At 56.8% G+C, this 13,595-nt stretch carries 14 protein-coding genes; 5 read left to right on the forward strand and 9 right to left on the reverse strand.

Annotated elements, in window-relative coordinates; genetic code table 11:
* Nucleotides 1-49 precede the first annotated feature (49 nt).
* The 8 genes from zinT to ACOTXI_RS08385 form a co-directional block, all read right to left on the reverse strand.
* On the reverse strand, nucleotides 50-691 hold the full coding sequence (zinT, locus tag ACOTXI_RS08350; RefSeq protein ID WP_008502241.1) for a metal-binding protein ZinT: 642 nt from the start codon (nucleotides 689-691) through the stop codon (nucleotides 50-52).
* Between the two features lie 52 nt (nucleotides 692-743).
* Entirely contained in the window at nucleotides 744-1,442 is a 699-nt protein-coding gene (gene urtE, locus ACOTXI_RS08355) for an urea ABC transporter ATP-binding subunit UrtE (RefSeq protein WP_023327459.1), read from the reverse strand.
* Between the two features lie 9 nt (nucleotides 1,443-1,451).
* A complete protein-coding gene (gene urtD, locus ACOTXI_RS08360) occupies nucleotides 1,452-2,249 on the reverse strand; it encodes an urea ABC transporter ATP-binding protein UrtD (RefSeq protein WP_008502243.1) in 798 nt (265 codons plus the stop codon).
* Nucleotides 2,249-3,322, reverse strand: coding sequence for an urea ABC transporter permease subunit UrtC (urtC, locus tag ACOTXI_RS08365; RefSeq protein WP_058654421.1), 1,074 nt, complete (start codon nucleotides 3,320-3,322; stop codon nucleotides 2,249-2,251). Before urtC ends, urtD begins: the two co-directional genes overlap by 1 nt.
* Nucleotides 3,322-4,896 carry an urea ABC transporter permease subunit UrtB gene (urtB, locus tag ACOTXI_RS08370; protein WP_058654420.1) on the reverse strand — a complete coding sequence of 525 codons (1,575 nt, stop codon included), beginning with the start codon at nucleotides 4,894-4,896 and terminating at the stop codon, nucleotides 3,322-3,324. The genes urtC and urtB overlap by 1 nt, the downstream gene beginning before the upstream one ends.
* A gap of 24 nt (nucleotides 4,897-4,920) precedes the next feature.
* Nucleotides 4,921-6,192: an urea ABC transporter substrate-binding protein gene (gene urtA, locus ACOTXI_RS08375; protein ID WP_047748932.1), complete on the reverse strand. Its 1,272-nt coding sequence runs from the start codon at nucleotides 6,190-6,192 to the stop codon at nucleotides 4,921-4,923.
* 201 nt (nucleotides 6,193-6,393) lie between these two features.
* The gene (locus ACOTXI_RS08380; RefSeq protein ID WP_058654419.1) at nucleotides 6,394-7,497 is read right to left on the reverse strand and encodes a cobalamin-independent methionine synthase II family protein; all 1,104 of its coding nucleotides are present in this window, start codon (nucleotides 7,495-7,497) and stop codon (nucleotides 6,394-6,396) included.
* Between the two features lie 156 nt (nucleotides 7,498-7,653).
* Complete coding sequence (locus ACOTXI_RS08385) at nucleotides 7,654-8,067, reverse strand: rhodanese-like domain-containing protein (RefSeq protein WP_008502248.1); 414 nt, start codon at nucleotides 8,065-8,067, stop codon at nucleotides 7,654-7,656.
* 73 nt (nucleotides 8,068-8,140) lie between these two features.
* Between ACOTXI_RS08385 and ftrA the strand changes: the two genes are divergently transcribed.
* A complete protein-coding gene (ftrA, locus tag ACOTXI_RS08390; RefSeq protein ID WP_421766135.1) occupies nucleotides 8,141-8,995 on the forward strand; it encodes a transcriptional regulator FtrA in 855 nt (284 codons plus the stop codon).
* 184 nt (nucleotides 8,996-9,179) lie between these two features.
* Here the strand turns inward: ftrA and ACOTXI_RS08395 are convergent, their stop codons facing one another.
* Complete coding sequence (locus ACOTXI_RS08395) at nucleotides 9,180-9,950, reverse strand: XRE family transcriptional regulator (protein WP_248352008.1); 771 nt, start codon at nucleotides 9,948-9,950, stop codon at nucleotides 9,180-9,182.
* 134 nt (nucleotides 9,951-10,084) lie between these two features.
* Between ACOTXI_RS08395 and ACOTXI_RS08400 the strand changes: the two genes are divergently transcribed.
* Genes ACOTXI_RS08400 through ACOTXI_RS08415 form a run of 4 tightly spaced genes read left to right on the forward strand, consistent with a single transcriptional unit; the run spans nucleotide 10,085 to nucleotide 13,593 of the window.
* Complete coding sequence (locus ACOTXI_RS08400) at nucleotides 10,085-10,342, forward strand: helix-turn-helix domain-containing protein (protein WP_023311692.1); 258 nt, start codon at nucleotides 10,085-10,087, stop codon at nucleotides 10,340-10,342.
* A complete protein-coding gene (locus tag ACOTXI_RS08405) occupies nucleotides 10,342-12,387 on the forward strand; it encodes a Mu transposase C-terminal domain-containing protein (protein ID WP_421633974.1) in 2,046 nt (681 codons plus the stop codon). The genes ACOTXI_RS08400 and ACOTXI_RS08405 overlap by 1 nt, the downstream gene beginning before the upstream one ends.
* Nucleotides 12,388-12,398: 11 nt before the next feature.
* Nucleotides 12,399-13,292 (forward strand): AAA family ATPase, encoded by an 894-nt coding sequence (locus tag ACOTXI_RS08410; RefSeq protein WP_023311926.1) that lies wholly within the window; start codon nucleotides 12,399-12,401, stop codon nucleotides 13,290-13,292.
* 10 nt (nucleotides 13,293-13,302) lie between these two features.
* Nucleotides 13,303-13,593, forward strand: coding sequence for a hypothetical protein (locus ACOTXI_RS08415; RefSeq protein ID WP_045261532.1), 291 nt, complete (start codon nucleotides 13,303-13,305; stop codon nucleotides 13,591-13,593).
* Nucleotides 13,594-13,595: the final 2 nt, after the last annotated feature.

Here is a 13,595-nt window from a genome sequence, read left to right on the forward strand (position 1 = left end):
CAAATGTAGGCCGGGCAAGGCGAAGCCGCCACCCGGCAAAAGCAAAAACCTAGTGGTGCAACATCTCCTCCACCACCTGCTCTTTATACATCTCGTTCGGATAATAGGTCGGCCAGTTATCCATCTCTTTCAGCAGCGCCTCGTGGGAGGTATTGCCCATGAAAATATGGAAGTGCGAAGAGGCCTTCGGTCCGATGGTATGGTCGCTGAACTGGACGAACTTCGGCGCCTTGCTGCTGGCGTCCTTGCACTCAAAGAGATAGCGCACGCCTTTCTTGCCTGACGCGTAGGTCAGAATTTTGTAGCCGCTGTAATCATACTGGCAGCGGCTGACCGCTTTCCCCTGATGGAATTCCATCACGTTATTTTCGATACCGATGGCATCCACGTCCGTCGCATAACCCGTGCGGTAGTAGGCTTTCACCTCATCAAAGGATTTGCTTTTATCCTTCTGCGCTTTCTGCTTAAAGACCGGATCCAGCGAACCATCGAGCAGGAACGGATAGACCGACTGCCAGGTGCCGTCCCAGTCAGACAGCGCTCTGTCCTTCACGTCTTTATCCTCAAACACGCCGTTCGCCGCCTTCTGTTCCGCTTCGGTCATCTGGTGGCCGTGCGAGTGAGCAAACAGCTGGCCGCTGACCAGCAGCGCCCCCAGAGTCATGGCAAATTTCCCAATATGTGCAGCCAAAGTAACGCCCTCATTCCGTTTTATAAGAATGAGAATGTTATATTATAACATTTCAGATCGCAACCAGCCCGCGAACGCCCTCCTGCTCCATATTTTCACCCCGCCCGCGCTGAATAATGGTGCCGCGGGACATCAGCAAATAGCTGTCGGCCAGCTCGGCGGCAAAGTCGTAAAACTGCTCCACCAGCAGGATCGCCATGTCGCCTCTGTTTGCCAGGGTGCGGATCACGTGGCCGATTTCTTTAATGACGGAAGGCTGTATGCCTTCGGTCGGTTCATCCAGGATCAGCAGCCGCGGACGACTCGCCAGCGCGCGACCAATCGCCAGCTGCTGCTGCTGCCCACCCGAGAGATCGCCCCCGCGACGGTGCTTCATCTCTTTGAGCACCGGGAACAGCTGCCAGATCTCCTCTGGCACCTGCTTCGCCTCGCGGGCGGAAAACCGCGATAGCCCCAGCAGGAGATTCTCCTCCACGGTCAGGCGCGGAAAAATCTCGCGTCCCTGCGGGACATACGCCACGCCAGACTGCACCCGCTGGTGCGGTTTGCTGTGGGTAATCGTTTTCCCCTGCCAGATGACCTCCCCGGTTTTCGCCGGGATCAGCCCCATCAGACACTTCAGCAGCGTGGTTTTCCCCACGCCGTTGCGCCCCAGCAGGCAGGTGACTTCGCCGGTGACCGCCTCAAAGCTCACGCCGCGCAGGATATGGCTGCCGCCGTAATACTGATTCAGTTCGTTGACCTGTAGCATTCCCTCTCCTTAACGTCCCAGATAGACCTCAATCACCTGCTCGTTGGCCTGCACTTCGCGAAGCGACCCTTCCGCCAGCACCCGCCCCTGATGCAGCACGGTCACATGGTCGGCAATCGTTTCAACAAAGCCCATGTCGTGCTCCACCACCATCAGGGAGTGTTTGCCCGCCAGCGTTTTGAACAGCTCTGCGGTGTATTCCGTTTCCGCGTCGGTCATTCCGGCGGCGGGTTCATCCAGCAGCAGCAGATGCGGGTCCTGCACCAGCAGCATGCCGATCTCCAGGAACTGTTTCTGCCCGTGGGAAAGCAGCCCAGCCCGTCGGTCGCGCTCCGCGCTAAGGCGCAGCAAAACCAGCATCTCGTCAATGCGGTCACGCTGCTCACCGTTGAGTTTTGCCCGCAGGCTCGCCCAGACGGACTTATCGGTTTTCATCGCGATCTCAAGGTTTTCCCACACCGTCAGCGCTTCAAAGACCGTGGGCTTCTGGAATTTACGCCCGATGCCCTGGCGGGCGATGGCCGCAGGCTCCAGCGCGGTCAGGTCGATGGACTGATCGTAAATCGCCCTACCGCTCTTTGGCCGCGTTTTGCCGGTGATGACGTCCATCAGCGTGGTTTTACCCGCCCCGTTGGGGCCAATCACGCAGCGCAGCTCGCCCACGCCGATATTCAGCGAGAGATCGGTCAGGGCCTGAAAACCATCAAAATTGACGTTAATGGATTCAAGCTGAAGTACAGGGTCAGTCTGGTCCCGGTAGCGATCGCCGGGCAGCTGGCGGGTAAATAATCCTTCCGTTGGCTGCATTATTTCTCTCCCTTACGCAACAGACCGTAGACACCGCGCGGCAAGAACAGCGTGACGGCGATAAAAATCAGCCCCAGAAACAGCTGCCAGTACTCCGGCATCGCGACGGTGAAGAAACTTTTCGCCCCGTTCACCAGCGCCGCGCCAATCACCGGCCCCACCAGCGTGCCGCGCCCGCCCAGCGCCACCCAGATGGCGGCCTCTATCGAGTTCGTCGGCGACATTTCACCGGGGTTAATAATGCCGACCTGTGGGACGTACAGCGCCCCCGCCAGACCGCACAGCACGGCAGAAAGCGTCCACACCAGCAGCTTGAACCCGCGCGGATCGTAGCCGCAAAAGGTCAGGCGGTTTTCGGCGTCGCGCACGGCGGTAAGGATGCGGCCAAACTTGCTCTTCGCCAGCGCAAACCCGGTGCCCAGGGCCAGAAGCAGCAACAGCACGGTCGCCAGGAACAGCGCGATGCGGGTGGTCGTTTCCGTTACCGAAAACCCGAGCAGCGTGGTAAAACCGGTAAAGCCGTTATTGCCGCCAAACCCGGTTTCGTTGCGAAAGAACAGCAGCATCCCGGCATAGGTCAGCGCCTGGGTCATAATCGAGAAATAGACCCCTTTGATCTTCGAGCGGAAGGCAAACCAGCCAAACACCAGCGCCAGCAGGCCCGGCACCAGCACAATCAGCACCAGCGCCCAGGCAAAGTGCTGGGTGCCCCACCAGAACCAGGGCAGCTCGCTCCAGGAGAGAAACGACATAAACGCGGGCAGACCGTCACCTGCCGCCTGGCGCATCAGGTACATGCCCATCGCATAGCCGCCCAGGGCGAAGAAGAGGCCGTGCCCAAGGGACAGCATACCGGCGTATCCCCACACCAGATCCAGCGCCACCGCCACGATGGCATAGCAGAGGATCTTGCCAATCAGCGTCAGCATCCAGGTCGACAGCGCCAGCGGATGCGTCGCAGGTAGTAAGGCGAAAAACGGCAGTATCAGCAAACACACCACCAGCAGGCTGCCCACTATCTGCGTGGTGCGTGGCGCTTTGCGCGCCAGCGTTAAGGTCAGCGGCTGGCTCATCAGTCAATCACCCTCCCTTTCAGCGCAAACAGCCCCTGCGGGCGTTTCTGAATAAACAGCACGATCGCCACCAGAATCACGATCTTGCCCAGCACCGCCCCCATCTGTGGTTCAAGGATTTTATTAAAGATCCCCAGCCCAAACGCCGCGGCCACGCTGCCTGCCAGCTGGCCTACGCCTCCGAGCACCACCACAAGGAAGGAGTCGATGATATAGCCCTGGCCCAGCTCCGGCCCGACGTTACCGAGCTGCGATAGCGCCACGCCGCCTAACCCCGCAATCCCGGAGCCAAGCCCAAACGCCAGCATATCGACGCGCCCTGTCGGTACCCCGCAGCAGGCGGCCATGCTGCGGTTTTGCGTCACCGCCCGCACGTTAAGCCCCAGACGGGTTTTATTCAGAATGAGCCAGGTAAAGAACAGCACCATCAGCACGAAGCCCAGCACCACGATGCGGTTCCACGGCAGCGTCAGGTTAGCAAAAACCTGCACCCCGCCGGAGAGCCATGCCGGGTTCGCGACCTCCAGGTTCTGGGCGCCAAAGGTCATGCGCACCAGCTGGATAAGCATCAGGCTGATGCCCCACGTCGCCAGCAGCGTTTCCAGCGGACGACCGTACAGATGACGGATCACCGTGCGCTCCAGCGCCATTCCAATGCCCGCCGTCAGGCAGAACGCGACCGGCAGCGCGATAACGGGATAGAGTGCCAGCCACTGGGGCGCAAGCCCGGCCATCGCCTGCTGCACCATCCAGGTCGCATATGCCCCCAGCATCAGCATCTCGCCGTGGGCCATGTTAATCACGCCCAGCAGGCCGTAGGTGATAGCCAGCCCCAGCGCGGCCAGCAGCAGCACCGACCCAAGGGACAGCCCCATAAAAGCCTGGCCCAGCAGGTCGCCCCACATCAGGCGGTGCTGGATCTGGCTAAGACTCTCTTCTGCGGCCGCGCGCACCGCGCTATCCGGCTCCGTCTGTGGCAGGGTAAACGGGGTAAGCCTGGACTGCACGTCCGGATCGTCTGACTGGCCTAACAATTCGACGGCCTTGCGGCGCACTTCCGGCTGCGGGCTGGCCAGCTGGAGATTCGCGACCGCCAGCAGCAGCGCCTGACGCGCCACGGCGTCCGTCTCATCGTTCACACGCTTTTCCAGAAAAGCGAGCATCCCGGGCTGGGCATCGCGCTGCAGCTGACGCGCCGCCGCCCGTCTTTCGGTGACACTGTCACTCACCAGCTGATGCGTGGCGATAGCGGTTGCAGCCAGCACGCGCAGCCGGTTCGTCAGGCGCACGGCTTTGGTTGGGCCCTCTGCCGTCTGACTCTCCCCCAGCGGGATGACGTTGCCATCGCGTTGTGCAAAGGCGTGCTTTTGCGTATCGACGTAGAGATTTTCCTTTTGTAGCGCCTCAAGGAGCGGCAGTCTTGACGCATCCGGCGCGGCGGCCCACTGCGTCAACAAATCCGCCTGCTGGCTGCGGCTGGCGGCAACAAAACGATCGGCATCCGATGCCTGCACCATCCCTGGCAGCAGTCCGGAAAGCCATACAAGAGCGATGAACAGGCGCATGGCGTTCATGACGTTTCTCCCTGCGGTGATGGCTTAGTTGCTGGCGGTTTTCATCGGCTGGTCGGGCTTTTTGTCATTCCCGGCGATGAACGGGCTCCACGGCTGGGCGCGTACCGGCTGCTCCGTCTGCCACACCACGTTAAACTGGCCGTTGCCCTCGATTTCGCCGATCATGACCGGCTTGTGCAGATGATGGTTGGTGGCATCCATGGTGAGCGTAAAGCCTGACGGCGCCTTAAAGGACTGACCGGCCATCGCCGCACGCACTTTGTCCACATCGGTAGTGCCCGCTTTTTCCACCGCCTGCGCCCACATGTGAATACCTACGTAGGTGGCTTCCATCGGATCGTTAGTTACGACGGTATCGGCGTTCGGCAGCTTGTGCGCCTTCGCATAGGCTTTGTAATCCGCTACAAACGCCTGGTTAGTCGGGTTATCCACGGACTCAAAGTAGTTCCAGGCTGCCAGGTTACCCACCAGCGGTTTGGTGTCGATCCCGCGCAGCTCTTCTTCACCCACGGAGAACGCCACCACCGGCACGTCCGTCGCCTTCAGCCCCTGGTTAGCCAGCTCTTTGTAGAACGGCACGTTGGAGTCGCCGTTGATGGTCGACACCACGGCAGTTTTGCCGCCCGCGGAGAATTTTTTGATGTTGGCAACGATGGTCTGGTAGTCGCTATGACCAAACGGGGTGTAAACCTCTTCGATGTCCTTATCCTCCACCCCTTTCGAATGCAGGAACGCGCGCAGGATCTTATTGGTGGTGCGGGGGTAAACGTAATCGGTGCCCAGCAGGAAGAAGCGCTTCGCCGCGCCGCCGTCTTCACTCATCAGGTATTCCACCGCCGGGATCGCCTGCTGGTTCGGCGCCGCGCCGGTATAGAAGACGTTTGGCGACATCTCTTCGCCTTCATACTGCACCGGATAGAACAGCAGGCCGTTCAGCTCCTCAAAGACCGGCAGTACGGATTTGCGCGACACCGACGTCCAGCAGCCGAATACCACCGCCACTTTATCCTGGCTCAGCAGCTGACGCGCCTTCTCGGCAAACAGCGGCCAGTTTGAGGCCGGATCCACCACCACCGGCTCCAGTTTCTTGCCCAGCACGCCGCCTTTGGCGTTGATCTCATCGATGGTCATCAGCGCGACGTCTTTCAGCGGGGTTTCGGAGATGGCCATGGTGCCGGACAGCGAATGCATGATCCCCACCTTGATGGTATCGGCCGCCTGCGCGCCAAAACTCATCCCTATCGCCACGACGGACGCGGATAACGCAAAAGCTTTTAATAAGGTACGACGCTGCATATTTTCACTCCTGAAAAAGAACGCTGTGCGAAAACGTCCGGTACGGCGTGGACGCGGAAAAAAAAGTGTCAGCGAAGCAGGAGCAAAAAGAGTGCCAGAATGGAGATAGCGCTATTTCTGGGAGGGGAACGCCGGATGTAAAGAGAACGACTCAGAATGGTACAGCGCTGCACTTTTATAATGCAGCGCCGTATAACGGGGTTACCAGACTTCGCTGGCGATCTGCGTGACCAGCCGGACTTTGTCCCACTGCTGGGCTTCGCTCAGGCTGTTGCCCTCTTCGGTCGAGGCAAAACCACACTGCGGGCTAAGGCAAATCTGCTCTTTCGCCACGTATTTCGCCGCCTCCTCAAGACGGGCTTTAATTCCCTCCGGATTCTCCAGCTCGCCGTTTTTTGTAGTGATAAGACCCAACACCACCTGCTGTTTGCCCGGGCGAACAAAGCGCAGGGGCGCGAAATCCCCGCTGCGGTCGTTATCATATTCGAGGAAGAAGGCGTCCACGTTAACCGTTCCGAACAGCACGTCCGCTACCGGCTCGTAGCCGCCTTCGGAAATCCAGGTGGAACGGAAATTGCCGCGACAGACGTGCAGTCCGATGGTCAGATCGTCCGGCTTGCCCTCCAGCGCCTTGTTCAGCACGCGGGCATAGATGCGCGCCAGCTCATCGGCGTCGTCGCCGCGCTCGCGGATCTGACGGCGCTGGTCGTCCGAACAGAGATAGGCCCAGACGGTGTCATCCAGCTGCAGATAACGGCAGCCCGCGTCGTAGAAGGCCCGGATGGCATCGCGCCACGTGGTCGCCAGGTCATCGAAATAGACGTCAAGGTCCGGATACACGGTCGCATCAATATCTTTGCGACCGCCGCGGAAGTGCAGCACGCTTGGGCTCGGAATGGTCATTTTTGGCTGGGCGTTACCGCTGATGCTTTTCAGATAGCGGAAATCGTCCAGCATCGGGTGCTCGCCAAAGCCCAGCTTGCCGGTGACGCGCACGCCGTGGGCTTTGGTTTGCACGCCGTTAAACTGGATGCCCTGCTGGGAATCGTAACGCTCAACGCCCTGAAGACCGTCGAAGAAGTCGAAGTGCCACCAGGCACGACGAAACTCACCGTCGGTCACCACATGCAGGCCGCACGCACACTGCTGCTCGACGACGTGGCGAATGGCCTCGTCCTCCACCGCACGAAGCTGCCCGGCATCAATCTCACCGCTGGCAAATTTCAGGCGAGCCTGCTTGATGGCATCCGGGCGTAAAAAACTGCCGACTACGTCGGCGCGGTACGGGGCGTGGCGTCGTTGCATGGAAATCTCCTCAGTCTGCCGGCGATAATTGCCCGCAGTGATAATTCATTATTTGAATCTTTAGACTTCTGGATGTCTAAATGTCCAAAAACAATGTCATACCTCACCGGTGCCGGCAAACGAGAAAATTTCACGTATGTTGAAAAAAATTCATCTTCACAGCGCGGCGACGGACGCCTCGCTGGCAAACGCGTAGCGTTCATCTTCCCAGCCGGTGATCCCACCGAGCATGATTTTGACCGGCAGCCCGAGACGGGCCAGCTTCAGCGCGGCTCTGTCCGCGCCGTTACAGTGCGGCCCTGCGCAGTAGACGACAAACAGCGTCCCTTCAGGCCATTGGGCCATGCGCTCAGCGGTCATCTGGCTCCACGGCATATGCAGAGCGCCCGGCACATGGCGACGGGCAAACTGCTCCGGGCTCCCCACCACGTGCAGCAAAACAAAGTCCTGCTCATTATGCGTGATGGCATGATGCACATCGGCGCAGTCGGTTTCGACGCTCAGGCGACGCAGAAAATGGGTAACGGCTTCCTGCGGTTCGGCAGCCGGAAATTCAGTAACATAGCTCATGATCCTTCCTCATCTTTGGCGTTTGTGTTAACACTACTCTATCCACAAATTCAGCTCATGAATGCGCTCGCTTATGCCAGAAAACAGCAAAAAGATGACAACGTTAAGACAGATTGCCCGCCCGAAGGTGGTGGTGCTGGCGTATGACGGTCTGTGTACCTTTGAGTTTGGCGTGGCGGTGGAAATCTTCGGCCTGCCGCGCCCCGAGCTGGGTGACGACTGGTATCGTTTTGCCGTGGCAAGCGTTGACAACGGTGAGCTTCGGGCGACCGGCGGGATCCGTATCATTACCGATGGCGATATCTCCCTGCTTGCGTCTGCCGATCTGATCGTGGTGCCGGGCTGGCGGGGGGTGGACTCGCCGGTCCCGGACGCGCTCTGCAACGCATTACGTCAGGCCAGCGCGCGGGGCTGTCAGCTACTCTCCATCTGCTCGGGTGTATTTGTGCTGGCCGCCTCCGGTCTGCTCAACGGACGCAAAGCCACGACGCACTGGCGCTACATTGAGACGCTTAAAGCCCGCTACCCTGACATCGACGTGGTCGAGGATGTGCTCTACCAGGACGAAGGCGAGATCCTGACTTCCGCAGGCAGCGCGGCGGGGATCGATCTTTGTCTGCACGTCGTGCGTCGGGATTTCGGGATGGAAACCGCCAACAGCGTGGCGAGGCGGCTTGTCATTCCCCCTCACCGGGATGGATCTCAGCCGCAACAGCTGAGCCGCCCGGTGGCGCAGCTGCGGGAAAGCCAGCGCCTCGGTCAGCTGTTTGATTTTCTGCACACGCATCTTACCGAGCCGCACAGCGTCGACTCGCTGGCGCGTCGTGTCGGTATGAGTCAGCGCACGTTTCTGCGTCGCTTCGAAGCGGCAACGGGAACGACGCCTGCCCGCTGGTTACTCAATGAGCGCCTGCTTGTGGGGAGGTGATCGTTTCTGCATGGTGGTTATGTGGGGGAAGAAAGGCGCTGAGGCCATGAATGACGGGGGTTGCGAGGCGCGGTGAGGATTCCGCACAGCTCGACAGAAAATGATAGATTATGAGAAATAATGCGCTAACTTTTGCACTGGTTTGAGAGCAATGAGATCGGTATTAAACATGTTTTAAAAACTGTTAAATGACCCGCCCATACCAGACCACTTTGCCAACAATACAAAAATCCGATGGGACATTGTTAAGGTCAATGTTGAACGGCTTGTAAACCGGGTTTGTGCTCGTAACAATGAGTTGTGCTCCTGGCAAGCGCTGCACTCGTTTTACGATTAATTGTCCATCGAGTCGCAATACATAGATTCCCTCTCTAGGTTCCCGATCACCATGATTTACAAGGATGATATCTTTGTCGTTCAGGACGCCTTCCATCGAGTCGCCTTGCACGCTGATAACAGACAGCTGTTTGGGATCAGCCTTTAAATGATTAACCACCCAATAACGTCTAAATGATACCGTGAACATAGGCGTTTCATCATCATTCCAAGCACCGTAGCCCGCAGACGCAGTCACGTTATAGCGCGGCACAAAAATGAACTCTTCTAAATCAACTTCATTTCCATGCACATCATTTATGGCTGTACTTGGTGGAGTTGCTGGCCTTGAAATTAAATTGGTACCAGTACTGCTCTGCTCACCCGTAGCAAGCCATTCGATACTCACTCCAGCTGTACGGGCCAGCACAACTAAGTTGTCCAATGTCGGTTGTGTGTGGCCAGCAAAGTACTTATGCATCGCCCCATAACTAATTCCGCAATCAGCCGCAAATTGACGGATGCTCTTGCCGTCTATCGCTTTCCGCAACCTGTCGCTAAAAGTGGTTCCTTTTTGATTATCACTTAAAGGAACTTTTGGGCCGTTTTTGTTCTGCGGATCCTTTTCTGTATAACTCATTGATTCCTCCAGTGTTAGATGCATGTTCGCGATAGTTGTCATTTGACTCACAAAAGGAACCAATAAAAGCTTGTAATTTTCCTTTTAGTGATCAACACTACTATTACAGTGTGTAAGACAGATGAGTTATTACTATGTATAAACGAGTAGAATCTCAGAAAACATCAACAAATGGAATCACTTCTTGTGATTGGCATCGTGCTGACATCATTGCCGAGTTACGTAAGAAAGGGACCACCCTGGCTGGATTATCCCGTAACGCTGGTTTAAATGCCCGCACTCTCAATAACGCTTTAGACCGTAAATACCCTAAGGGTGAGCGCATTATTGCTTCCGCAATAGGCGTTGAACCGTCGGTTATCTGGCCTTCAAGATATTGTGAGGTGCTGTGATGTGGTCGACGGTATCTGAGTTAGCTGGATGTGCTGGTGTACCAGCAACAGAGAGAGGTTGTCGGAAATTTTTGGACAATCTTGCATCCAAGAATCCATCAATGAGAAGAAAACGCACTGGTACAAAAGCGTTTGAATACCACATTGATTCGTTACCGATTGTGACTCAGGAAGAATTAAAGAACCGTTATTACAAAGAAATATTATCAACTCAACAGGTAAGTACAAAAGAAACCAAAACCAGTTCGAATATAGGTTTATCTGATAACGGTAAACTTGCTCTGATTCGCCAGTGCCCGGCTCTTCTTGAGCGTGAAGTGGGCTCTCTGACTGATAAACAGAAAGAGATCGCCGATGCTCGTGCTGTTCTGGCAATGGAAGTGGAGAAACTGCGCGATGCCGGGATGTCCCGTACCGCAGCGGTTAACTACATCTCCATCGAGTCTCGTAAAGGTACACTGCCTGCACATCTGCTTAAGGCTGCTGAGATGGCCAATGCCCGCAAAGGCTCCAGCCGTGCCGGTGTTGGTACCCGTAGCCTCCAGGAATGGCTGACCATTTTTGAATCCACAAAGCCAGGCGTTGAGCGTATGGCCATGCTGGCCCCTGGCCATCTTAAAGCGAAGAAGCCTGAGCAGATTACCTGGCTCCCGGCGTTCCTTGCTCACTGGCGTAACCGCAAAGGCCCAAGCCTGCGCGAGGCATACCGGGATTTCCAGGAGGAATGGTCTGTTATCTATGCTGACCAGCCTGCAATGGCTGCTGCATGTCCCTCTTATGATGCCGTTCGTCGGGCCATGGAGAAGCTGCCACGTCGCGAGAAAGCTCGTGGCCGCGTAAGTGGCTCTGCTGCGCTGGCTTATGAATGCTTCCAGAAGCGTGACTGGTCCCTTATGCCGGTTAATGGCTGCTGGATTGCGGATGGTAAATCCCTTGAGATGAAAGTGGCACACCCTGACCATGGACGCCCGTTCACTCCAGAGCTGACGTTAATTATTGATGGCCGGACACGCTTTATTACGGGCTGGAGCCTGGCACTTTCAGAAAGCGTTATTGCTGTTGCTGATGCCTACCGTTACGCCATGCGTCATTTCGGAAAACCGTTATTTGTGTATTCCGATAACGGCGGCGGTGAAACAAACAAAACGCTTGATGCCGATGTGACAGGTATTTTCAGCCGCCTTGGTATTGAGCACCCGACCAGTATTCCGGGACGTCCTCAGTCTCGCGGCATCATCGAACGGCTTAACAAGGGTGTTCCCCGCCGTGTGGCCATGCAGTTCGATACGTTCAGCGGCGACAGTGCTGACCGGGAGCATGCCCGCATCACGTCGCGTGCAATCCAGTCAGCCATCAAGGCGCAGGAGAACGGACGGGAGCTGACACCTGTACAGCGTAATGCCCTGGGTAAATTGCCCTCCTGGCAGCAGCTGCTTGACGCAATCGCCAGCGAAGTTGACGTATACAACAACACGCATGAACACCGCGAGCTTCCAAAACGTAACGGGCGTCACATGACTCCGGCTGCCTATCGTCGGGCCGTTCTTGAAGCTGAAGGTGACGATATTGAATATCTGACTGATGTTGAGCTGCGTGAAGCCTTTATGCCGGAGATGGTGCGTACCGCTCAGCGTGGCTGGTTGCGTCTGTTTAACAACGACTACTTCTCTGAAGAATTGATCCAGGTGGATAGCGAAGAGGTTCGCGTGGCTTTCGATATTCACGATCCCTCTTCCGTTATCGTTCGCCGGATGGATGGTACCTACGTCTGTACTGCGATCTGGAACGGTAATAAACGTGCAGCAATACCGGTGAGCGCAATGGATGTGGCAGTTGAGAAACGCCGCCAGCGCCGCCTCAACCGTATTGAAGACAAACGCCAGGAAATTGAGGCAGAGGGCCGCTCTGTATTACCGGGCCAGCGCTTCGACGATCTGGGGAGCTTTATCCCGGCTGAATTCAGCCGGATTACGGAAGAAGAACATTATTTCTTCCTCGAAACCGACCGTGAAGAATATCTGAAAAAAACCGGTAATACCCGGTAAGTGAGAGACATATGAGCCTACAAACAGAACTGAATGAACTTATGTCCCGCAAGGGTTACAGCCAGACACAGGTGGCCCGCGCTTTTGGTAAAAGCCCGGCAGTGGTTAATCAGTACCTGCAGGGAAAATATCAGGGTGATGTGGACAGCATCGACGAGCTGGCCCGCAGCTTCATTGCCCGCGAAGCCGACAAGGAAAAATCGCGGCGCATCACGCCGCGCTATATCCCCACAGTGACCTCCCGCAAGGGTATTGAGGTCATTCGCCTGGCGCACCTGGATGGGGAGATTAACGTTCTCTATGGCGCTGCTGGCCTGGGTAAAACCATGATTTTGCGTGAATACGCGTCCAGGCATCGTGATGCGCTGCTGATAGAGGCCGACCCCGGCTATACCGCCCGTGTTGTGCTCGAAGAGCTGTGTGGGCTGCTTGGCCTCAGCAAACGCGGCAACATGCATGAACTCAGCGAAGCCTGCATTGCTGCCCTGCGTGATTCAGGTCGCCTCCTGATGGTCGATGAGGCTGAGAACCTTCCATACCGTGCGCTGGAAACACTGCGCCGCATCCACGACAAAGCCGGTATCGGTGTCGTTCTGGCCGGGATGCCTCGCCTCATTATCAACCTTAAAGGCAAGCGCGGTGAGTATCAGCAGCTTTTCAGCCGCGTGGGTCTGGCGCTCAACATCGGCGAATCCCTGCCGCAGGCCGATATCAGCGATATCGCGATCAGTATGCTGCCGGATGCTGAGAACCCTGACGTATCTGAGGCGCTATTCCGGGCGAGCAACGGAAACGCCAGACGTCTTTTCAAACTGGTGCGCGGTGTCAGCCGTCACAGCGATATCAGTGGCCATGCAGTCAGCGCAGGCGCTGTCCGCAAGTTCGCAGAAATGCTCATTAACTGAGGATTTAACCATGACCAGAACATCAGGAAACACCGACAACGCAGGCGTTATCTCTGCGTTGATCCGGGCAGAAACGCTGATTTTATTTCTGTCAGCACAGGGAGTTCAGGTGAAAAGTGTATCCCTGCGCAACACACAGCCGGTCATTCGTATCGTGCGCCATGCATGGTGCGAGCGGATGAAAAAAGAGGGTCTGGCTCGGTTTGATATCACAGGCAATGACCGCCACTGGCGCTTTCGCCAGGGCGTCTATCAGGATGAAAGCGGGTGTCGGGTGGTCTGGTCTGAATCACTTCATTAAGC

Origin of the sequence: Enterobacter cloacae complex sp. BZL2005 (genome assembly GCF_049238885.1) — a bacterium.
In the GTDB taxonomy this organism is placed as follows: domain Bacteria; phylum Pseudomonadota; class Gammaproteobacteria; order Enterobacterales; family Enterobacteriaceae; genus Enterobacter; species Enterobacter roggenkampii.

What these genes read in the sequence shown, in the direction of transcription:
- urtE (WP_023327459.1), bottom strand. Translation starts at nt 1,442, where the DNA reads ATGCTACAGGTCAACGAACTGAATCAGTATTACGGCGGCAGCCATATC.
- urtD (WP_008502243.1), bottom strand. Translation starts at nt 2,249, where the DNA reads ATGCAGCCAACGGAAGGATTATTTACCCGCCAGCTGCCCGGCGATCGC.
- urtC (WP_058654421.1), bottom strand. Translation starts at nt 3,322, where the DNA reads ATGAGCCAGCCGCTGACCTTAACGCTGGCGCGCAAAGCGCCACGCACC.
- urtB (WP_058654420.1), bottom strand. Translation starts at nt 4,896, where the DNA reads ATGAACGCCATGCGCCTGTTCATCGCTCTTGTATGGCTTTCCGGACTG.
- urtA (WP_047748932.1), bottom strand. Translation starts at nt 6,192, where the DNA reads ATGCAGCGTCGTACCTTATTAAAAGCTTTTGCGTTATCCGCGTCCGTC.
- ACOTXI_RS08380 (WP_058654419.1), bottom strand. Translation starts at nt 7,497, where the DNA reads ATGCAACGACGCCACGCCCCGTACCGCGCCGACGTAGTCGGCAGTTTT.
- ACOTXI_RS08385 (WP_008502248.1), bottom strand. Translation starts at nt 8,067, where the DNA reads ATGAGCTATGTTACTGAATTTCCGGCTGCCGAACCGCAGGAAGCCGTT.
- ftrA (WP_421766135.1), top strand. Translation starts at nt 8,141, where the DNA reads ATGCCAGAAAACAGCAAAAAGATGACAACGTTAAGACAGATTGCCCGC.
- ACOTXI_RS08395 (WP_248352008.1), bottom strand. Translation starts at nt 9,950, where the DNA reads ATGAGTTATACAGAAAAGGATCCGCAGAACAAAAACGGCCCAAAAGTT.
- ACOTXI_RS08400 (WP_023311692.1), top strand. Translation starts at nt 10,085, where the DNA reads ATGTATAAACGAGTAGAATCTCAGAAAACATCAACAAATGGAATCACT.
- ACOTXI_RS08405 (WP_421633974.1), top strand. Translation starts at nt 10,342, where the DNA reads ATGTGGTCGACGGTATCTGAGTTAGCTGGATGTGCTGGTGTACCAGCA.
- ACOTXI_RS08410 (WP_023311926.1), top strand. Translation starts at nt 12,399, where the DNA reads ATGAGCCTACAAACAGAACTGAATGAACTTATGTCCCGCAAGGGTTAC.
- ACOTXI_RS08415 (WP_045261532.1), top strand. Translation starts at nt 13,303, where the DNA reads ATGACCAGAACATCAGGAAACACCGACAACGCAGGCGTTATCTCTGCG.